Origin of the sequence: Reichenbachiella ulvae, from assembly GCF_025833875.1 — a bacterium.
Lineage (GTDB): Bacteria > Bacteroidota > Bacteroidia > Cytophagales > Cyclobacteriaceae > Reichenbachiella > Reichenbachiella ulvae.
On record NZ_JAOYOD010000001.1, the window covers coordinates 276,264 to 297,717 of the forward strand.

Consider the following 21,454-nt stretch of genomic DNA (forward strand, 5'->3'; position numbering starts at 1 on the left):
AGTATCCCATCGACCATAAGTGAACGAACCTTATGTGTTAACCAAAGATTCAAGCTTGCAATTTGCCAAAATAGAGCAAAAAAAAGGGTAGACATTTGAATATATCTACCCTGTTATTTGTCTTATTTGATGTATTGGTTGATGATGTTCTCATACAACTCTTGCTGACCGCTTCTTAGCTTAGGCTCGCCATTTTCATGAGCGATTTTAGCCAGCGCTTCCAGGTCTAGTTTGCCTTCTTCAAATTCTTTACCCTGAATCGTGTTGAAGGAGCTGTATCTCGCTTTTTTCAGGTTCAGATATTGAGAGTTTTGCAAAATGTCATCTGCGATCATCAATGCACGTGCGAAGATGTCCATACCTCCGATGTGCGCATAGAAGATGTCTTCCAGATCGGTAGAGTTTCTTCTGGTCTTAGCATCAAAGTTGACACCACCGCCTTGTAGTCCACCATTCTCGAGAATCACCATCATCGCTTCAGTTACTTCGTTGATGTCGTTAGGGAACTGATCGGTATCCCATCCGTTTTGGTAATCTCCTCTGTTGGCATCAATACTACCCAACATACCTGCGTCAGCTGCTACCTGTAGTTCGTGAGTGAAAGTATGTTGAGCTAGAGTAGCGTGGTTTACTTCAATGTTAATTTTGAAGTCTTTGTCCAAACCGTACTCTTTCAGGAAGCCAATAACTGTTGCCGAATCGTAATCATACTGGTGCTTAGATGGCTCAGCAGGTTTTGGCTCGATAAAGAAGTTTCCTTTGAAGCCTTGTTTTCTTGCATAGTCTCTAGCCATGCCTAGGAATCTACCCATGTGGTCTAATTCCTTTTTCATGTTAGTGTTAAGCAAAGACATGTAGCCTTCACGTCCACCCCAGAATACATAGTTTTCACCATCTAACTTGATAGTTGCATCAATCGCGTTTTTGATCTGCGCACCTGCATAGGCTACAATATCAAAATCAGGATTGGTCGAAGCACCATTCATGTATCTTGGATTAGAAAATGCATTGGCAGTACCCCAAAGTAACTTCACGCCAGAAGCTGCCTGTTTTTCTTTTGCATAATCTGTGATGATGTTCAAACGCTCACCTGATTCTTTTAATGAAGCGCCTTCGTCGATCAAATCCACGTCGTGGAAGCAGTAGTAAGGTGCTCCGATTTTAGTGAAAAATTCGAAAGCCGCATCCATTTTATCTTTGGCTTTGCTAACTGCATCGCCTTTTGCATCCCATGGAAATGTTTTAGTGCCAGGGCCAAACGGATCTCCACCTGTGCCACAGAAGGTATGCCAGTAGGCGATAGCAAATCTAAAGTGCTCCTTCATTGTTTTGCCTGCCACCACTTTGTTTTCGTCGTAGAATTTGAACGCTAGTGGGTTGTCAGATTCCCTGCCTTCAAATTTTATTTTTCCTATTCCCGGAAAGAATTCCTTGTCTCCGGTAACAATTTTTACATCGTCTGCCATTTCTATAATCGTTTATTTAATTCTTGTTTAATATATATGTTAATTCCTTTTTCCAGTCTTGATAACTGCTTTTATATGCTTCCGCATCTGCTGCCGCTTTATATGTCTTGATCGTTTCCATACTTTGGAAAGCCTCTCGCACATCTGAATAGGCACCCGCGGCAACTCCAGAGGCTTTGGCGGCACCAACGGCACCTGTAGCATCTAGCATTTGGATCTCACAGTCCATCACTGAGGCGATCGTCGTAGAGAATATTTCAGATTGAAAGAGGTTGTCATTTCCTACTTTCATCACTTTCACGTCTAGTCCCATGTCCTGCATGATTTCCATTCCGTAGATGAATGAGAAGGCAATCCCTTCTAAAGCCGCTCTGTAAAAGTGCGATTTAGTATGCAGATTAAAATGCAGGTTAGATATATGTGACCCAGGGTTTTGATTTTCCAATACGCGCTCAGCTCCATTACCAAAAGGAATGATTTTTAAACCATCAGAACCTATGGCTATTTCGCTGGCTTTAGCTTCTAGTTCGGGATAGCTGACGTTACCATCGGTGGTCAGTTGGCGAACATAGTTGTACTGGATACCTGCACCGTTGATGCAAAGTAATACACCCACACGCGGATCGCTGCTTGTATGATTGACATGTGCAAATCCATTGACACGAGTTTTGGGGTCGATGGCTGGCTTGTCTACCACACCATATACCACACCGGATGTTCCGCCAGTTGCGGCTACTTCTCCTGGCTCGAATACATTGAGAGAAAGCGCATTGTTAGGCTGATCTCCTGCACGGTAACCAATGCTGATCCCAGCAGTCAGTCCCAGTTCTTTGGCTCCTTCTTCACTGAGTGTTCCTTGCTCTCCGATAGAAGGTACAATCTCTGGAATCAAATCTTCGCTGATGCCATAGTGATCCAGTAGGAAACTAGCAACCTTTTCATTTTCAAAATCCCAAAGCATGCCCTCAGATAGACCGGAAATGGTCGTTTTGATTTCGCCGCTCATTTTCATAGCGATGAAATCTCCCGGAAGCATCATTTTCTTTGCCTTGGCATATACCTCCGGCTCATTGTCTTTAACCCACTTCAGTTTAGAGGCGGTGAAGTTACCAGGTGAGTTGAGGAGGCTTTTCAGGCATTGGTCATGGCCGATGGTATCAAACGCCTGATTTCCAATCTCTACTGCACGGCTATCGCACCAAATGATAGAAGGGCGAAGGGCTTCATTGTTTTCGTCAACCAATACCAGTCCATGCATTTGATAAGAAATGCCAATGCCCTGCACGAGACTAGCGTCGATCCCTGCACTTTTCACTACTTTGTCGGTCACTTTTTTGACATAGTCCCACCAGGTGTTGGGTTCTTGCTCGGCCCAACCTGCTTCGTGTGAAATGATTTCCATTTCTACCTCAGGGTATTGTTCTATGGCGAGTGTTTTCCCGCTTTTCGCATCTACGAGTGCAGCTTTGACCGAAGAGCTGCCCAGATCATATCCTATTAAATACATTGTTTTCATTTAGCCTTGTAAATACGCCGATTGAATCAGTACAAAAGGTACTTTCCCAATTTGCAAAACAAAGAAAACAGGATTAGGTAGGATTATAAGTTAAAGAACTACTTCATCCACGCTTCATAAAATTTCAAGCATACGTCAGGTTTTTTGACTTATGAAGCTGACAGTTACAGCCCGGTAGAATTTATTATCCTCATACGGCAAATTATGTCGAATATCAAAGACTAAAATTATTTGATTACGTATACTAGTGTATCTGTTAATATGGAAGGAATACGCGCAGGATGATCCCATTGGGATAAGCAATTTGGCTATGGTGAGAGATTGGTTTTTGGATTGCAATCTCTGAAATGAAGACCGAAACTAATGTCATGGCTTCAAGATCAGAAAAACCTAATAACTATGAAGGTTAACATTAAGCGTTATTTTGAAGAGCGAGAAAAAATGCTCGCTACTCAGACTGTTCCCGGGCCGGTCATCACCATATCCAGAACCTATGGCTGTGATGAAGGGGCAGTGCTGAAGGCTTTGATCGGCAAATTGAATGCTTTGGGCCCTGGTGGCATGAAGCAGCACCTCTGGAAATATGTAGACAAAGAAATTTTAGATGAATCTGCCAAGGTACTTGGGATTACTCCAATAGATGTTGAACACAGAGTGTTTTTGCATCATTCGGCAGTGGTCAACGAATTGCTTTCGGGTTTTTCTAAAGATTACAATTTGTCTGACAAGGAAATCATCAACAATGTAAAAGACGTAATTGATACCTATGCACGCAGAGGCAATGTGGTCATAGTAGGACGTGGGGGCGTGGGAGTTGTTCGGTATTTGCGCAACAGCCTGCATATTCAACTGACTGCACCACTTGAGGCTCGTGCGAAATGGGTTTCAGAAAAGCAAGAATTGTCCCGCGAAGAATCCATTGATTTGATTCGACGAATGGATAGCTATCGAAGGACTTGGACCGAGCACCTAATCGAGCAGCCTATAGACGATGGAATATTTGACCTAAGCTTGAACATGCAACACTTGAGTGTTGAGGAAATTGCGGACATCATAGTGAGTTTGATGCAGAAAAGGCGATTAGTGCCTTTGCATCATGCTGAAGAAATGTCTGTGTATTGATGATGTCAGTTGTTTTAGGGCTGTATCTGAAGTCAATCTCTAAGCGGGTGATTGAACGGATACAGCCTTTCTTTTTTAGACCCGGTCTACATAATTTTCCAACTCTATTTCTTTGGGTAGTTGTAGCTTTTTTCTCAATCGATATCGGCGTGTTTCAACTCCACGAACCGAAAGATTCAGTTGGTTGGCAATTTCTTTGGTAGACAGCTTCATTTTCAGGAGCATGCATAGCTTCGCCTCTGCGACTGAAAGTTTTGGATGATCCTCTTTCAATTTTTTGAAGAAATCGGAATGCAGTAGGTTGAATTTTTCTTCAAAATTTTCCCAGTCTTTGTTCTTGTCCACATGATCCTCCATTTTTTGGATCAGCTTATTGATTTGCTTTTTTTGATCGTCGGACATGTTGCCATTTGCGATTTCACTCAGGTTTTGTTTGATCTCCAAAATGAATTCGTCCTTGTTGTGAACTTGCATCGCTGAGGAAGCCAGTTCTTTGTTTTTTTCCTCCAGAGAGGTCTTTAGGGCTTTATTTTTTTCGCGTAGCACCTCCGGTCTATTGGCTTTGGATGGGATTTCATAGAGGGTTTGATCCAGATAGGAAACCCAATGATGATAGGCCTGGATACAGCGAGGTTGGTTCAGTCGGGGCTCGAATATCGTACTGGGAGTGACATGAGACAGGGCTTCTTCCAAAGAAGCATAAACCCCACTTGCCACACCCGCAGCACGGGCAGCTCCAATCGCACCCGTGGTGTCCACTACCTCGATGTGACAATCCAGAAGTGTGGCCAGCGTCATAGAAAAGACCTCTGACTGAAACATGTTGTCATTGGTGACTCGCAGGATGTCTACTTCCAGTCCCATTTCTTTCAATAGGTTCATGCCATAGGCAAAGGAAAAAGCGACACCTTCCAGAGCGGCACGGTAGAGGTGTCCTCGTCCGTGTCGATTGAACTCCATGTTCATGATATGGGAGTTGATGCTCTTTTCGTCCAGCATCCTTTCGGCTCCATTGCCAAAGGGCAAGATGCATAGGTCATCAGAACCGATGGGTACAGTAGCTGCCATGCGCTCCATGTCGTCGTAGTGGCGGCCACTCTGTGCGATTTGATGCTTCATCCAGCCATATTGGTTGCCGGCTCCATTGAGGCAGAGCAAAACACCGATACGGTCAAAGTTGTCTTCATAGTTGACATGCGCGAATGAATTGACTCGCGAACGTTGATCATATTTGGGTCGATCGACGATACCGTAGACCACTCCTGATTCCGCACTAGTAGCAGCTATCTCTCCAGGATTCAACACATTCAGAGACAAGGCATTGTTGGGTTGGTCGCCTGCACGATAGGTGACAGGTATGCCTGCAGCCAGACCAGCAAGTTCTGCTGCTTCTGGAGTCAGTGTACCATGTACGTCGAAGGTCGGGACAATCTCGGGGATCATGTCTTCGTCGATTCCGTAATAGTCCAAAACCTTTTTGGCTGGTTTTTTCTGTTTGAAGTCCCAAAGTATGGCTTCAGACAAACCCGAAATGGTAGTCTGAATCTTGCCAGTGAGTTTCATAGCGATGTAGTCGCCAGGCAGCATGATTTTGTAGATTCGGTCGTAAATGTCCGGCTCGTTATCCTTGACCCATCGCAGTTTGGATGCGGTGAAATTACCAGGAGAGTTAAGGTAGTTTTCCAGACATTCTTGTTCTCCCAGATCTTTGAAGGCCTTTTTGCCTATGGCCACAGCACGGCTGTCGTTCCAGATGATGGATGGGCGAAGTGCCTTGTGGTCTTGGTCTATGAGTACCAGACCGTGCATTTGGTATGCGATACCGATACCAGCTATATCTCTGGGGTTGATTTTATTCTTGCTAAGGATTTTACGTGTAGCCATGCAGAGTTCTTGCCACCACATGTCGGGGTGCTGTTCTGCCCAGCCGCTATGTTTGGTGATAATGCTAAGATCATGTTCGGGGTGTTGCAGTACATCTACTACTTTATTTTGTTCTGCCTGAATCACGGCGACTTTGATTGCCGTACTGCCCACTTCATAGCCTAATAAATACATAATCTCCTCTCTGCTTTTTCTACGCCAAAGATACGTCAGTTATTCTATTGTGCAATCAAGATTTGTATGATTGATGTGTCAGATAATATCAATTTTGATGCGTCGGACCGATTTCTAATGGGGTTTAGCTACCCATCATGATCAAAAGGATACCTGCAATGATTCCCAGTAGGATCAGGCCTTTGTGAAGGATGTTTTTTTCTTTGAATAAGAGTGCACCGGCTGCAAAGGATATGATCACGCTGCTGCGACGTAGCAAGGACAGTATAGATACCAATGAATCCTCGAAGGTGAGCGCATAGAAATAGGCGAAATCCCCCAGCACGAGTACAATTCCGATGAGAGGAATGGTCCATTGCCATCTGAATGCGGTGAGTTTTTTTCTTTTGGGGTACCAAAAGGCCCAAAGGACCAATGCCATGATTGGGACCTGATAAAAGGAAAAGTATGCCTGAATGGCCAGACGATTGTAGTGAGCTATGAGATATTTGTCATAAAGGGTACTAATCGTACCAATCAAGGTGGCGAGAAAAATGAACCATACCCATTTGTTGGTTTTGAAATCAACACCTTCCTTGTTGCCGGCGATGGAAAACAAATAAAAGAAGATCAGCGCTACTACCATACCCACCCATTGCCAGGTGTTAAGGGTCTCGCCATAGATCAAAATCGCTCCGATCAAAGTCCAAACCGGACCTGTAGAACGAATCGGGGAGACAATACTGATTGGCAAGTTTTTAAGCGCAAGAAAGGACAGAATCCAGGAGGAAATGACAATAAGCGCTTTTAGTATGATCAGCAGGTGAACTTTGAAACTGACCGCTGGAATGTAGAAGTTCTCATATTGATCAAAGCCTTCTACGGTGTATGACATGATCCAGGTCGGGAAAAAGAACAAGGCTGATGCAAGTGTGGAAAAGAACAAGACTGGAAGAACGGCATTGTTGTACAGCGAGACCTTTTTGAGGATGTCATAAACCCCAAGAGCCAGTAACGAAATAATGCCAAGTAGTATCCACATAGAAAGAACGCTTTGCAAGGGCGAAATTAGAAAGGGATAACGGGAGATACTAATGGAGCGGCTTCTATTTGAGATGAATTGCTGACATCTCATTTGTCATAGTGGTTGACCGACAATTGAATATTGGGAATACAGGTGATATAGCTTAAGGTTCGACCTGATTTAGATCATAAATCCCTAAGTAAAAAAGGCTAACCTTTGGGTGCAGCAATTTTATAATTCAATGAATGAGTATTCTCCATTGGATTTTCATCCACTCAAATATCTAGATATGCATTCAAACAAAATGTCTCACGACTTTCATATCCCTGTAATGGGACTGGCATTTACCATCGACTCACCGATCAAAGTAGCCAAATTTGGCATCTCTTCGGTAATCTCAATTGTTCAGGACAACCTGATCGAAAAGATGAGGAAACACTACTATCAGCAAATAGGAGAACCCTTTGTGGCTATAAGTGAGAAGGAGGAAGACTCACGAGCGAGAAGGATTACAGACTACTTGAATCTGGTCAATCGAATTGTAAAAAGCCAAATAGAAAAAATGAAGGCTTCCTCTTTTGGGGAAGGCAGTGATCTGGACCGATACTTCCAGATGCTTCCTGATCATCATCAAGCTAAGCGTACTTACAAGATCATGAAAAGTATGACTGACAAAAACGAAAAGGAGCGCTTGATCACCAAACTGAAATCGATAATACAACCAGGAAGCATAGATGTCAACATCATGACGAAGCTGGATAAGCCTACCCTTGATACCAGCGGGGAAGAAATAGTAGATGGCTCTGATGCGGTGACTGCACTACGCGGCTATGCCAAGAGTGATTTGACTGATTCGACCATCGTATTGTCCGCGGGTATGAATCCGCGGTTGTTCGCCTACATGGAGGATATGGAGGCTTTTAGTGCCAATGCAGACGGGAGCTTTGATAAGAAGATCGCGATCAAAGTATCTGACTACAGGTCCGCACTGGTACAGGGCAAGATGCTCGCCAAAAAAGGACTTTGGGTCAGTGAATTTCGAATAGAATCGGGACTCAACTGTGGGGGACACGCTTTTGCCACCGATGGCTTTTTGCTTGGGCCTATTTTGGAGGAGTTCAAATCCAAAAGAGAAGAACTGCAGGAGTCCATGTATCAGGTCTATTCTCAGACCATAGAGACCAAAGGAGGCCAATGTCCTGATCAGCCGCATGAAATGAAAATCACCGTTCAGGGTGGTGTCGGCAGTCAGGAAGAGCAGGTGTTGATGATCCATCACTATGGAGCAGACAGTGTGGGATGGGGTACTCCCTTTTTGCTAGTGCCAGAGGCGACTACTGTTGATTCGCTGACTCTGGACCGTCTGGCCGATGCGCGAGAGAAAGATGTGGTCTTGAGTAAGAACTCTCCACTAGGCGTTCGATTCAACTACCTGAAAGGAACGAGCAGCGAGGAGGAAAAATACCTTCGCATCTCCAAAGGAAAGCCCGGAAGTCCCTGTACTGAAAAGTATTTGGTGAGCAATGTTGAGTTCGGGAAGGAACCGATATGTACCGCTTCGATCGAGTATCAGAAAAAGAAACTGAAGGCACTGAAAGAAGAGGGGTTGGCTAAGGAAGAGTATGAACGTCAGAAGCAGGATGTGCTAGACAAGGAATGTCTCTGCGTAGGCCTGAGCAACTCTGCGGTGCATGAGTACGAACTGGATCCTTTCAAAAATCGCCCGGCAGTGAATATATGCCCAGGGCCGAATATTGCTTATTTCTCGGAGATCGTATCGCTGAGTCAGATGCTGGATCACATCTATGGTCGCATCGATTTGATGAGAGGTGTGGATCGACCACACATGTTTATCAAAGAGCTGAATCTGTATGTGGACTACTGGCTGGAGCTAATCAAGGACGAACTCTGGATGACCGAGGCGAGACAACTCAAATACGTCAATAAGTTTTACAAAAACTTGATGGAGGGAATCCAGTATTACGAGACATTGGCTGTGGACCTGAAGAAAGTGTATCACGAGCTGTCAGATCGATTCACGAATGGTCTGGATGAAGCCAAGTGTCGATTAGAAGAGTGCTTTGCGCTCAGGTTGGCAGAACCTGAGCTGGCTTAGCAGGACTCAAAAGCTACGAATGATACCAGCCCCGATTACGAATTGACTTTCTACCGGGGTTTGGTATTTGGCTTGTAGATTGAAACCCCAATCTTTGTTCAGGGCATGATTGAAACCAATGCCGAGGTTGAGGCCGGTTTCGGAGTTGTTGTCGGTACCTGTTCTGTTGCTCCAGCCTACGGCGACCCCTAGTAGCGCGTATATTTTGCTATCGCTTCGCTCACCAGCAAAGTAATAGCGACCGTCTACGTTGATCACGGATACGGATTTGACTACATCCGAACCCGTAAAGAAATAGCTGTAGCTGCCTGCTACACTTGCGGATTTGTGAAACACATATTCCATTCCCAGGTTAGCACCTAAGCCAAAGCCCGGATCTACGAAATCCTTACCATAACCTGTTTTAGATCCTGCCAGGGCACTCAGCGACATGCGAAACTTGGATACCTGTCCATAGCGCTGTGCTGAGGCAGAAAAAACCATTAATAAAAGGAATAGGCTAGTGAGTAGGATTGCTTTGTGATTCATGAGTTCGTGATTTCTATCTAAAATAATTAATCCCAAAGTGATATGCAGAGGTGGAAGGCTATTTTCTTCTCAAAACCTTGCGAGGCAAAAAGTAGAGAATCAAAACAGGAAGTAAAGTCAGGTCCGCAATCAATGCTACGATAAATGACACACTCACAAACAATCCTGTGTGGAAGGTGGCGGCAAACTGCGAAAAGCAGAAGATGGCAAATCCTGAAGTCAGGATGATCGTGGTGATGATGATCGGTTCGCCGGTGGCGAAGAGCGTGCGTTTGATGGCATAAATCATGGTACGACCTGCGATTCGTTCTTCCCGCATTTTGCTGAGGAAGTGAATCGTGTCGTCCACCACTATCCCGAAGGATATCGCAAAGATGATCGAGGTGCCGAGATTGATCGGGATGCCAAAAAGCCCCATCACTGCCGCGATGGCCATGATAGGAAAGAGATTCGGAATCAGTGTGATCAGAATCATGCGCCAGGATCTGAACATATAGCCGGCAATGATGCTCACGATAATCACCGCTCCGAATAGGCCTTTCATCAGATTCATGGAGAGGGTGGCGTGGCTCTTTTCGATCAATAGCTGTGAACCGGTGATTCGATAGCGCAGTGGGCTGTCTTCGTTCAGCCATTGATTCAATACCGTTCTCAATTTTTCTGTTCGTTCGGTGGCGTCTTTGGATCCCTGGTCCCGAGAAAACCCGCTGATCTGAGCCAGATAGCCGTCGGTCACTTTGAAGAATCGCTGCTCTACCTTTCCTTTCTTGATGGTGCGCAGGGCCTGATCCCAATCCCGATCATTGCCAGGCAGCTGGTAGGCTGAGGCCAGTCCACTGTGCTGCATTTGATGGATGGATTTCACGAGGGTGGCTGGAGATACCAGATTGTTGGCATTGAGCATCTCGTGGGCCAGTGTCTCGATCGAGTCGATCATAGCGATGGCTCTAGGATTGTAGATATCGGAGCTGTCGGCCATCCATATCGTCATCGTAAAGGGCTTGGTGCCTCCATATTCACTGTCGAAATATTTGAAGTCAGCGCGTACCGGGTCGTTTTTGGGCAGGTCATCGATCAGGTAGGCATTGATCTCTAATCTCGAGATGCCATAGAGAACCACCAGAAAGCCGATGATAAAAGACCAAATGATCAGTTTTTGTTTTCTCAATACCCAGTGATATAGGGTGTCCAGTATTTTCTTGATCAGCTTATTGCTTTTCTTTCTGCCCAGATTAGGGTGGATCAAATACATCAACTGCGGGAAGAGTGCATAAGTCAGCACAAAGGCGAAAAGAATACCAATGGCGCTGTAGATCCCTAAATCGATGATGGGCTGAACTCGAATAGAGATCAGGGTGATGAAGCCCACCGCTGTAGTCAGTGAAGTAAGCAGCGTAGCAAAACCGACTTTGCCCACGGCTCGGTTGACGGCAGTCTGCATCGGAGTGCCTGCATTGTATTCTTCTTTCGCATGCGAAAAGAGGTGAATAATGTCCGACATGGATACCACCAGTAGAATGGAAGGAATGAGGGTAGAGAGTATGTCGATTTCCTTTCCGACCAGGGTCATAAAACTCAGGGTCAGCGCCACTGACAAGAGAGAAATCAGCAGAGCTGCTGCCACCATCGAGGGTTTACGGATGAAGATGATCAGCATGATCAGAATGGTGATGCCGCTGAAGATCAGGAAGAAAGTAAAATCCTGCTGCACCGCCCATACATAGGCTCGTTCGCCAATCGGGCGTCCAGCCAGCCGCACTTTGTCAAATTGATATTGACTCAGTACTCGGTGGATCTCCGATACGAACCCGTCCGCCAGCTTCTTGTTCTCAAACTTGCGGTGCATGATGATCAGCTTGGTCGAGCTATAGTCCTCGGCTATGAACTGGCTCCAGACATGCGGCTCTTTGATGATTTTTAGGCTGTCTTTTTCGAGTTGCGCTGGGTCGTCGAGGTGGAGGTAGGGGATCTCCAAATAGCCCATTGGTCCTTTGACCAGTTTCTTTAAGTTGACCAGAGAGATGATTTGCTCTACCCCCTCGATGTCTTCCAGTTGCTCGGCTACTGAGTCCTGTCGGAGTAGAAAGTCCTGTTGGAATATCCCCGCCTGGTTTTCGAATGCCACGAGGATGTAGTCATTGTCGTGACCGAATTTTTCGGTGTAGGATTTGTAGTAGATCAGATCGGGATCGTCGAGTGGAAAGAAAGCATCCAGATCGTTGTTGAATTTGAGATCGAAAAGCTGCATGCCCATGATGCCCATCACGACAAAGGTGATCACAAGGGAAAGAATAGAGGACTTTTTGTTGATCATTCGCTAGCAATATTTTCGCCCTGCAATATTAGTTCTGTTTTGTGCAATTCTGGGTTTTACCAGATGAAAAGGTAGGACACATGTTGTATTCATTTGTATCAGGTACCAAGGTTTGGTAACTTTGAATGTAACAAACAGAAGAGGCCATGGCAAAAAACACATCAATAGCTCTTGGAGATCATTTTGATAATTTTGTTTCTACTTCAGTTAAATCGGGGAGGTATAATTCTGCCAGTGAAGTGATTCGGGCTGCCCTGCGCTTACTCGAGGAACAAGAAGAGAAAAAAAACATTCTTTTGAAGGCCATAAAGGAAGGAGAGGAGAGTGGACTAGTGGAAGACTTTGATCCACAGGCTTTGTTGGATGAGCTTCATTCCAGGCATAACATTCAATGAAGTATAGTATTTCATCAAAGGCCCGAATTGATTTAATCGGGATATGGGAATACACAAAAGAGAATTGGTCCGTAGGCAGGCGGATAAATATTACCAGGGATTGATTGATGGCTTTTCTAAGATCAGCGAAAAACCACAATTAGGCAAGAGCTACGAGGACCTAAGACTCGGATATAGGGCATTGCCAGTAATGTCACACATTGTTTTCTATCGGGTGTCTCAGGATCAATCGGTTACTATCATTCGAATCTTGCATAAACGCATGGATTATAAGAGCAGACTCCTAGAGTAGCTCTGTAAAGGGTCCATTCAAGTCTAATCACAACAGTAGAACATCCACTCGGTTTCCTAATCATATGATCATGCAGATTAGTCTCGACATGCAGCAGCCTTGCATGCGTTCATGCAAGCTCCCTGCAACTTGCAGCACACTTGCATGAGCCCATGGTTTCTTCCTGCAACCTGCAGGAGACTTGCATGAAGGTAGAATTGGCCCCTGCAGTCTGCAGGGCATTTGCATGAGCTTGGGATTCCTCGCTGCAAGCTGCGGCGACCTTGCCCGTGCGGGGGCAACCTTCCTACAAGCTGCAGGAGCTTTGCCCCAATAGAGGATTTCTTCATGCAGGTTGCAGCACATTTGCCCCAGTTCGGCCATTCGTGCTGCAGATTGGAGTGGATTTGCCTGAAGGGGATATGTTAGGCCCATTGACTATTAACCATTAACCATTAACTCCAGTCTGATTTGTCGCGAGGGCAAGCCAATCTTTTCAGATTATTGGGCTAATTTTGAGATCGTTTAATTGAATCGATAAACCAAAGAGAAGATGAAGCAATACCACGAACTGATGCAGAGAATCCTCGACGAGGGTGTACAAAAAGGAGACAGAACCGGAACGGGTACTACCAGTGTCTTTGGGCATCAGATGCGTTTTGATTTGTCGGAGGGATTTCCGGTAGTGACGACCAAAAAACTGCACCTGAGATCCATCATCCACGAATTGCTTTGGTTTTTGAAAGGCGATCAGAATATCGCATACCTCAAGGAAAATGGCGTGTCGATCTGGGACGAGTGGGCTGACGAAGAGGGCAATCTAGGACCGGTATACGGTGTGCAATGGCGCAGCTGGCCTACTGCCGATGGTCAAACCATCGACCAAATCGCACAAGTGGTGAACGATATCAAAAACAACCCGAATTCGCGTAGGTTGATCGTGAGTGCATGGAACGTGGCGGATGTGCCTAACATGGCTTTGCCTCCCTGCCATGCCTTCTTCCAGTTTTATGTAGCGGATGGCAAGTTGAGCTGTCAGCTGTATCAGCGCAGTGCAGATGTGTTTTTGGGTGTGCCGTTCAATATTGCTTCCTATGCATTGCTGACGATGATGATTGCTCAGGTTTGTGATCTGGAGCCTGGAGATTTCGTACACACGCTAGGCGATGCACACCTGTATTCGAACCACATCGAGCAGGCCAACTTGCAGTTGAGTCGCGACTTCAGGCCTCTGCCTACCTTGAAGATCAATCCTGAGGTGAAAGATCTCTTCGAGTTCAAGTTTGAGGATTTCGAACTGGTGGGATATGATCCGCATCCGCATATCAAGGCGGCTGTGGCGGTTTAATTATTTAGGTTACAAGTCAGCGTAATTGCATTCAAATAACTAATAACAAGAAACCCTCCAAGGGTTTATTTTTACAATTTCGTATTGTGTTCAATGGCAGAAATTCCTTCTAGAAAACCCTTGGAGGGATTTAGTTTTTTAATTCGATTGCCATGGTTAAAAGATTGAGTGAGACCTATTAACTAATTAATGATTAACTTTTAACTCCTGAATCGTATTCAGGCTAAACAACCCCAAAAATCATGGAACGAAGCAGTGTGTTCGATATGATCGGTCCTGTCATGATCGGTCCGTCCAGTTCACATACCGCCGGAGTGGTGCGTATCGGTAGAGTAGGAGTCAAATTGCTCGGTGGCATAGCCGAGGAGGCGGAAATCACCTTTTACAATTCTTTTGCCCAGACCTACGAAGGGCACGGCAGTGATCGTGCGATTGTAGCTGGATTGATGGATTTTGAAACCGATGACGAGCGCATCAAAAACTCCTTTGATCATGCCAAGGGGAAGATGAAGTTCAAATTCCGCTCCATTGGCAATGCATCGACCAAACACCCCAACACCGTCTATCTCAAACTCACTAAAGGAGACAAAAAGATCGAACTAGAGGGCGAAAGCCGCGGAGGAGGAGTGATCCGAATCGCCAGTGTCAATGGCTTCAATTCCGGTTTTACTGCCAATCTGCACACCTTGATCGTCACGACTGACGATGCGATGGGCAGCATCGCCTTTATCTCAGATGTGATCTCGCACGATGACTGCAACATCGCGACCATGACCGTATCCCGAAAGGGAAAGAACGACATTGCCTGCCAGATCATAGAGATGGATTCCGGTATCAATGACATTACGCTGCAGTACATCCGCAATCTCAAGTGGGTGCACAACGTGATTTATATTCCGGTTATTTAGGTTTTATTGCTATTGGCTTTTTGCAGTTGGCCATTAGCCAATAGCCAAAGGCGAATGGCCAACAGTTACGATTGATTCGCATCAAAAAAAGTGCTGCTTTTACTGGTGAAGAGTAAGGCTGCTATTAACTTTAGTTTTTCATCAAGCAGGCAATCATGGAGCAAGATTCTTCTCAGTCCAATTTTCATATTTATCGCGCTTCTGCAGGATCGGGTAAGACCTATACGCTGACTTACAACTACCTGCGACTGGCCTTGCGCTATCCGGAGTATTTCAAGTCCATCCTGGCGGTGACCTTTACCAACAAGGCTACCCAGGAGATGAAATCCCGAATCGTAGATACGCTCCGAGAGATCAGCAAGAGTGAGCCACCCATGGCAAAAGATCTGATGGAGGATCTGAAGATGGATGCTGCGACATTGAAGCAAAGAGCCGATAAGGTACTCAAGACCTTGCTACACAACTATTCCTTCTTTGCGGTCACTACCATTGATGCTTTTTTTCAGAAGGTGGTGCGATCCTTTGCCCGTGAGATCGGGATCCATAGTGGATTCAAAATCGAACTGGATCAGAACAAAGTGCTCTCCGAGGTGATCGATCGCTTGATTCAGCAGATTAGCTCTGATCAGCAGCTATTGCGTTGGTTGACCGATTTTGCGATCAGCGAGATCAATGATGGCAAGTCCTGGGACACCAACAAAAGCATTATGAATTTGTCCCGAGAGCTATTCAAAGATGAGGTGCTTTCACGACGACATGAGATCTTTGCCAGGCTGGACGATGAAGGTTTTATGGATCGAGTGATCCAGAATGTTTCCTCCAAAATGAATGAGTTTGTTTCAACTTGTAAGGAACTAGCACTAGCAGGTGTAGAAACAATCGAAAGATACGGACTTGGGATTGATAGTTTTACTCAGAAGGGTAAAGGTGTAGGTGGTTATCTATATGCCTTGGGTCGCAATGGAGATTTAAAGGAACCCAACTCCTACATAGAAAACGCATTAAAAGATGATAAATGGGCTCCAAAGACATCCAAAGAAAGGGATGTTGTAGAACAAGCCGTTAATAGTGGGTTGAGGGACGAACTACAGCAACTTGTTGATTACTATCAAAAAAACATCAAGGCCTACAAGTCACTTCAGCAGGTTTCGGGGCAGTTGTATGCCTTTGGGCTGTTGTCCAGAATACACCAGGAGATTGGAGACTATAAAGAGGACAACGACCTGCTTTTGATCTCGGACTTTCAGCTATTCCTTCACGAGATCATCAACGATTCGGATTCTCCCTATGTCTACGAAAAAATAGGAACGAGATACAAACACTATCTGATCGACGAGTTTCAGGATACCAGTGGCCTGCATTGGGACAACTTCCGACCGCTCGTTCAGGACAGCCTGGCCAGTGGCCAATTCAATATGATCGTGGGGGATGTCAAGCAATCCATCTATCGCTGGCGCGGGGGCGATTGGGACATCCTTTTGTCCAGGGTCAAAGACGGGATGGACGAGCAAACCATAGCTGAAAAGACGCTGGCTGTCAACCGACGAAGCAAGGAGAACATCGTGAAGTTCAATAACGAATTTTTCGAAGCTGCGCCCGCCATAGTAGAAGGTGGTGTCATGGGCAAGTATGAAGGCAGCAAGGTCAGAATACAGGAGGCCTATCAATCCAGCAGTCAGCAGCTTTGGGACGAATCTGGGGAAGGCTTGGTGCGTTTACAGTTCTTTGATAAGAAAGAGCAGGAGGAGGGCTATGAAGTAGAGCAGTTGATCAAGCAGGTTCAATTCTTGCAGGACAATAACTATCAGCTCAGCGACATAGCCATCTTGGTTCGTAAAAACACCGAGGGACGCAAAATTGCCGAAGCACTGATGAGTCATCGTCTCAATCACCCCGAAGATCACTATCGCTACGATGTGATATCCAACGAATCTCTATTTATCAAAAATAACAAGGCTGTGCACTTGATCCTACAGGTGGTTTCCTATCTGCAGAACAGAAAAGAGCCCTTGCTTCAGGAGCAGGTGCGCTATGCACTGACGGCTCTGGTAGAAGATCAGGACCAGGCAGAGTCCCTTTGGATCGAAATCGAAAAACAGGCACCCGAATGGCAGAAGCTCAGATTGTCTCAGTTGGTCAATGCATGTGTCAAGGTCTTTGATCTACTGAGTCGAAAAGAAGATCTGCCCTATGTGCTGGCATTTCAGGATGCGGTAGAGGATTTTCTGGAGTATGAGGCCGATGCGCGATTGGATTTTATGCGCTGGTGGTCGGACAATAGCAACCGTTCGATTACGCTGTCTGGCGAACAGGATGCGATGACCATCATGACGGTCCACCAGTCCAAAGGCCTTCAATTCAAGGCGGTGCTTCTGCCTTACTGCAATTGGTTGCTCGATCATGGCAATATTAGACCCTTCCTTTGGAGCGAGGAGGCGAGCGACTCTAATATCCTGGGTTTGCCGCTGGTGCCTGTTAAGTACAAAACAGAGCTGACGCAAACGGTATTTGTCAAGGACTATCAGGCTGAATTGCATGACATTCATTTGGACAATCTTAATTTGCTCTATGTGGCCATGACACGTGCAGAGGAGGTACTATATATGTGCTGCCCAATGGATATTGGCAAAAAGCTTTTCCAACATGTAGGACACCTGGTGTATCAGTATGCCCAACAGCAGCATCTGATAGAGGAGGATCAGTTGGAGGTAGAGATTGGGAAGGTAGGGGAGTCCTCTCACAGCAAGGAGGTTGACCTGATCAAACCTTTGGTTCTTGAGCCAAAACAGAGTCTACATGCTTCCTCCTTTGAGCTGTCCCTTCGTCATCAAAGGCGGATACTGGAAGAGTCGCAGATCGAATCCATCAACTATGGAGATATCGTTCACTGGATCTTTTCTAAGATTCGCAAGCGATCGGATTTTACTACGGCGATAGAGTTGGCTGTGACCAAGTTTGGTCTGAGAGAAGACGAGCTCGAAGAAATCAAAAAGCATCTGAGGCAGGTATGGGATTTGCCTCAAGTCTCTCAGTGGTTTAGTGAGGATTGGGAGGTGAAGAATGAAGCTTCGATCCTGCTTGCCGATGGCAAAATGAAACGACCCGACCGTGTGGTTATCAAGGAGGGGCTGGCATTGGTGATTGATTACAAAACGGGATTCAAATCTCAGGGCCACATCCAGCAAGTGGAAGAATACAAATCGATACTTCATCAAATGGGCTATGATCAGGTGAAGGGCTACTTGATCTATTTCAATCAGCCTGAGCTGATTGCAGTTTGATGGATAGAACTAAATAGAATATTAAGATGAAAGCAGTATTGTGCAAGTCGTTCGGAGGACCGGAGAATCTGGTGATCGAAGAGGTAGAGGATTTAACACCAGAAGAAGGTCAGGTCATTATCTCAGTGAAGGCAGCGGGACTGAATTTTCCTGATACCTTGATCATTCAGGGCAAATACCAGTTTCAACCTGATCTGCCCTTTTCTCCAGGAGGAGAAGTGGCAGGAGTGGTCAAGTCTGTTGGCACAGGAGTGGAAGGTTTGAAGCCTGGAGATCGAGTCATGTCGGGGACCAGCTGGGGAGGATTGGCAGAGGAGGTTCGAGCCAGAGCCAGCAATACTTTCATTATTCCAGAACAGATGAGCTACGAGCAGGCTGCTGCCTCTCTGATGACCTATGCCACCTCGATTCATGCTTTGAAGGACAGGGGACAATTGAAGGCAGGAGAAACTGTCATGGTTCTGGGAGCTGGAGGCGGGATAGGAGTAGCCTCTATCCAACTGGCTAAACTAATGGGCGCCAAGGTGATAGCCTGTGCCTCTACTGACGAGAAGCTGGATTTCTGCCGATCCATCGGTGCGGATCATACCATCAATTACAAAAAGGAGGATTTGAAAAGCAGAGCCAAGGAAATCACAGATGGACAAGGAGTGGATGTGATAGTAGATCCGGTGGGTGGGGACTATGCAGAAGCAGCTTTTCGATCGATTGCTCGCTTTGGACGATATCTGGTCGTGGGCTTTGCCTCGGGGCAGATCCCTCGATTGCCTTTCAACTTGCCTTTGCTCAAAAGTGCCTCTATCGTGGGTGTGTTTTGGGGATCCCTATTTCGTAATGATGTCAATCAAAACCGCGAAAATGTGGCCCAATTATTGGAATGGTTTGAAAGTGGAGAATTGGAAAGCGTGATCTATCATTCTTATCCACTGGATCAATATGAAGCCGCTATGAAGGCTTTGTTAAATCAAGAAGTGAAGGGTAAGATTGTTTTGATAGCTTAGAATCTTTCAATATTTTTAGTAAATAATTCAATTTTAATCCATCTAATTATGAAAAAATATTTTGTAATGATGACTTGCGTGCTGATGTATACAAGTACTGCATGGTCTCAAGGTAATATTGATATCAAGAAATATAAGTTTGACATGTCCATCCCTGAGGGTTTTGGTTTTAAACTAACTGAAAAGGAAGGGTTTGTCAAAATCGAAGGATACAATGCCGAATCGGATACCAAAATCAATGCCTATGCCTATGTGGGCGCCATTGACAAAAGCAAGGTTTATGCTTTTGGGGCTAAGGAGTCAGGTATTGCCAAGGAGAGCTGGGAGCAAGTAAATAACGGCACAGACGATAATGGTTTTGCCTGGTGGGAAATGTATGAAGCACAGGTAGGTCAGAAAATGATGTACGCCGTAGTTGCCAAGAATAAGTACAATGAGGTGTACTACATGTTTTATGCCTTAGCGGACCCTGCTAGTATAGAAAAGTACCAAGATCAATATTTGGAATGGGCGATGAGTTGCAAAGGGATTAAGTAAGTTTGCCCTTCAAAAGAAATTTGAAACCTCTGGCTAATAAGTCAGAGGTTTTTTTAGATCAAAATGCAAATGAAAAAGAGGTATCAGGAAACACTGGAGGAGATAGCAAAAGAGCTGGAAGGAGTAGAAAAGCAAGGGGAAGTGCCCAGTTATATACCTGAACTAGCAAAGGTCGATCCATCTAAATTCGGCATGTATCTCAAGACGCTGGAAGGCGAAGAATATGAGATTGGTGATTCCAGAGAGAAGTTCTCTATCCAAAGTATCTCAAAAGTGCTATCCCTTAGCATGGCGATCAGTCTGATAGGAAATGAGGTCTGGAAACGTGTAGGTGTCGAGCCATCTGGTAATCCTTTCAACTCTATCGTACAGCTCGAGTATGAACATGGAATTCCCAGAAATCCTTTTATCAATGCAGGAGCCATTGTAGTGGCTGATATTCTGGTGAGTCAGTTGCAAGATCCCGAGGCGGAGTTCCTGGAGTATGTGCGCGGGCTTAGCAAAAATGCTGATATCAACTACAACCACAGTGTCTCTAAGTCAGAAAAAGAGGTGGGCTACATGAACGCCTCTTTGGCCTATATGATGAAGGAAAAGGGGAACCTCAATAATTCGGTCGAGCGGGTCTTAGACTTCTATTATTTGCAATGCTCGCTGGAAATGACCTGTGCTGAGCTGGCAGAAGCATTTAGGGATTTTGGTGATACCGGCGATCCATTTGGACATGGCCCCTTCACCTTGACTTCCAGTGAAGCCAGGAGAGTCAATGCTCTGATGTTGACTTGTGGTTTTTATGATGAATCAGGAGAGTTTGCCTTTGAGGTCGGTCTGCCTGGTAAGAGTGGAGTAGGAGGAGCCATCGTCGCACTCTATCCAGAAAAGTACTGTGTCAGTGTCTGGAGTCCACCTCTCAATAAGAAAGGAAATTCCGAAAAAGGAATGAAGGCCCTGGAACTGCTCACCACTAAGATTGAAGGGTCTATTTTTTGATCTTTGCACAATGCCTAATCCCAATATGTGAGTTGGATTCTGATCAGGTAGCATTTAATGATGAGGTGTCATTAAGTGAAGATTGCAGCAAACCAATTTGACAATGCACTAATGATATCCAGTCTTCAGGGTATTCTATTAGAAAGCTCCATTCCTGATTATTCTTGTCTAAAACAGTAATTCCCTTTTTCAGGAAACCTTTTTTAAGGAAGAAGTTGACTTGCACTATTTCGGCCAGGGATATCATGAAAAACTTGAGCCCTTCTTGAGAGAATATTAGCCTATTGTTGGTCAGGTATAGAACCCCATAGGTGACCTTGTCTTCATTTATCGAAATGGCTTTTCCTTCAATCAATGAGGTTTCATCTGGTTCTAGAATCAAAGCTCCTTTAGTGTATATGATTTTATTTTCAACCTTGTTGTGATAATGATGAATGATTACCACCAGGGTTGCCAGAGTAGTGATTAAGATAAAAGTGAGCTCTTCTATTATTTTTAAATCGCTGATATAGGATACTATCATCATGATACAGATGGCACTGGCCAACAGTATCAGAAGTTTTATTGCTCTTGTGGAATCAATCGAATTTTTTTCCATAT

At 45.2% G+C, this 21,454-nt stretch carries 17 protein-coding genes; 10 read left to right on the plus strand and 7 right to left on the minus strand.

The window, feature by feature from the left end; translation table 11 throughout:
* Positions 1-122: 122 nt before the first annotated feature.
* Positions 123-1,466 carry a xylose isomerase gene (gene xylA / locus N7U62_RS00965; RefSeq protein WP_264136002.1) on the minus strand — a complete coding sequence of 448 codons (1,344 nt, stop codon included), beginning with the start codon at positions 1,464-1,466 and terminating at the stop codon, positions 123-125.
* 16 nt (positions 1,467-1,482) lie between these two features.
* Positions 1,483-2,973 (minus strand): xylulokinase, encoded by a 1,491-nt coding sequence (locus N7U62_RS00970; RefSeq protein ID WP_264136003.1) that lies wholly within the window; start codon positions 2,971-2,973, stop codon positions 1,483-1,485.
* A 408-nt stretch (positions 2,974-3,381) separates the two neighbouring features.
* On the opposite strand from N7U62_RS00970, the gene N7U62_RS00975 reads away from it, so the two are divergent.
* On the plus strand, positions 3,382-4,104 hold the full coding sequence (locus N7U62_RS00975) for a cytidylate kinase-like family protein (protein WP_264136004.1): 723 nt from the start codon (positions 3,382-3,384) through the stop codon (positions 4,102-4,104).
* A gap of 75 nt (positions 4,105-4,179) precedes the next feature.
* Here N7U62_RS00975 and N7U62_RS00980 read toward each other — a convergent pair whose 3' ends face one another.
* Together N7U62_RS00980 and N7U62_RS00985 are read right to left on the minus strand one after the other, a co-directional pair.
* Positions 4,180-6,162, minus strand: coding sequence for an FGGY family carbohydrate kinase (locus N7U62_RS00980; protein ID WP_264136005.1), 1,983 nt, complete (start codon positions 6,160-6,162; stop codon positions 4,180-4,182).
* A 124-nt stretch (positions 6,163-6,286) separates the two neighbouring features.
* Positions 6,287-7,183, minus strand: coding sequence for an EamA family transporter (locus N7U62_RS00985; protein ID WP_264136006.1), 897 nt, complete (start codon positions 7,181-7,183; stop codon positions 6,287-6,289).
* Between the two features lie 271 nt (positions 7,184-7,454).
* Between N7U62_RS00985 and N7U62_RS00990 the strand changes: the two genes are divergently transcribed.
* Positions 7,455-9,281, plus strand: a complete 1,827-nt coding sequence (locus N7U62_RS00990) for a hypothetical protein (RefSeq protein WP_264136007.1) — start codon at positions 7,455-7,457, stop codon at positions 9,279-9,281.
* Between the two features lie 6 nt (positions 9,282-9,287).
* Here N7U62_RS00990 and N7U62_RS00995 read toward each other — a convergent pair whose 3' ends face one another.
* Both N7U62_RS00995 and N7U62_RS01000 read right to left on the minus strand, forming a co-directional pair.
* A complete protein-coding gene (locus N7U62_RS00995; protein ID WP_264136008.1) occupies positions 9,288-9,809 on the minus strand; it encodes an outer membrane beta-barrel protein in 522 nt (173 codons plus the stop codon).
* A 58-nt stretch (positions 9,810-9,867) separates the two neighbouring features.
* On the minus strand, positions 9,868-12,123 hold the full coding sequence (locus tag N7U62_RS01000; protein WP_264136009.1) for an efflux RND transporter permease subunit: 2,256 nt from the start codon (positions 12,121-12,123) through the stop codon (positions 9,868-9,870).
* A gap of 146 nt (positions 12,124-12,269) precedes the next feature.
* On the opposite strand from N7U62_RS01000, the gene N7U62_RS01005 reads away from it, so the two are divergent.
* The 8 genes from N7U62_RS01005 (at position 12,270) to N7U62_RS01040 (ending at position 20,854) form a co-directional block, all read left to right on the plus strand.
* Positions 12,270-12,518 carry a type II toxin-antitoxin system ParD family antitoxin gene (locus N7U62_RS01005; RefSeq protein WP_264136010.1) on the plus strand — a complete coding sequence of 83 codons (249 nt, stop codon included), beginning with the start codon at positions 12,270-12,272 and terminating at the stop codon, positions 12,516-12,518.
* A gap of 43 nt (positions 12,519-12,561) precedes the next feature.
* On the plus strand, positions 12,562-12,810 hold the full coding sequence (locus tag N7U62_RS01010; protein ID WP_264136011.1) for a type II toxin-antitoxin system RelE/ParE family toxin: 249 nt from the start codon (positions 12,562-12,564) through the stop codon (positions 12,808-12,810).
* Positions 12,811-13,342: 532 nt separating this feature from the next.
* Positions 13,343-14,137: a thymidylate synthase gene (locus N7U62_RS01015; protein ID WP_264136012.1), complete on the plus strand. Its 795-nt coding sequence runs from the start codon at positions 13,343-13,345 to the stop codon at positions 14,135-14,137.
* A gap of 242 nt (positions 14,138-14,379) precedes the next feature.
* A complete protein-coding gene (sdaAB, locus tag N7U62_RS01020; RefSeq protein ID WP_264136013.1) occupies positions 14,380-15,045 on the plus strand; it encodes an L-serine ammonia-lyase, iron-sulfur-dependent subunit beta in 666 nt (221 codons plus the stop codon).
* Positions 15,046-15,200: 155 nt separating this feature from the next.
* Complete coding sequence (locus N7U62_RS01025) at positions 15,201-18,326, plus strand: UvrD-helicase domain-containing protein (protein WP_264136014.1); 3,126 nt, start codon at positions 15,201-15,203, stop codon at positions 18,324-18,326.
* A 26-nt stretch (positions 18,327-18,352) separates the two neighbouring features.
* Positions 18,353-19,327: an NADPH:quinone oxidoreductase family protein gene (locus tag N7U62_RS01030; RefSeq protein ID WP_264136015.1), complete on the plus strand. Its 975-nt coding sequence runs from the start codon at positions 18,353-18,355 to the stop codon at positions 19,325-19,327.
* Between the two features lie 48 nt (positions 19,328-19,375).
* On the plus strand, positions 19,376-19,864 hold the full coding sequence (locus tag N7U62_RS01035; RefSeq protein WP_264136016.1) for a hypothetical protein: 489 nt from the start codon (positions 19,376-19,378) through the stop codon (positions 19,862-19,864).
* Positions 19,865-19,933: 69 nt separating this feature from the next.
* Positions 19,934-20,854: a glutaminase gene (locus N7U62_RS01040; protein ID WP_264136017.1), complete on the plus strand. Its 921-nt coding sequence runs from the start codon at positions 19,934-19,936 to the stop codon at positions 20,852-20,854.
* Positions 20,855-20,897: 43 nt separating this feature from the next.
* Here the strand turns inward: N7U62_RS01040 and N7U62_RS01045 are convergent, their stop codons facing one another.
* Complete coding sequence (locus tag N7U62_RS01045) at positions 20,898-21,452, minus strand: hypothetical protein (protein ID WP_264136018.1); 555 nt, start codon at positions 21,450-21,452, stop codon at positions 20,898-20,900.
* Between the last annotated feature and the right edge of the window lie 2 nt (positions 21,453-21,454).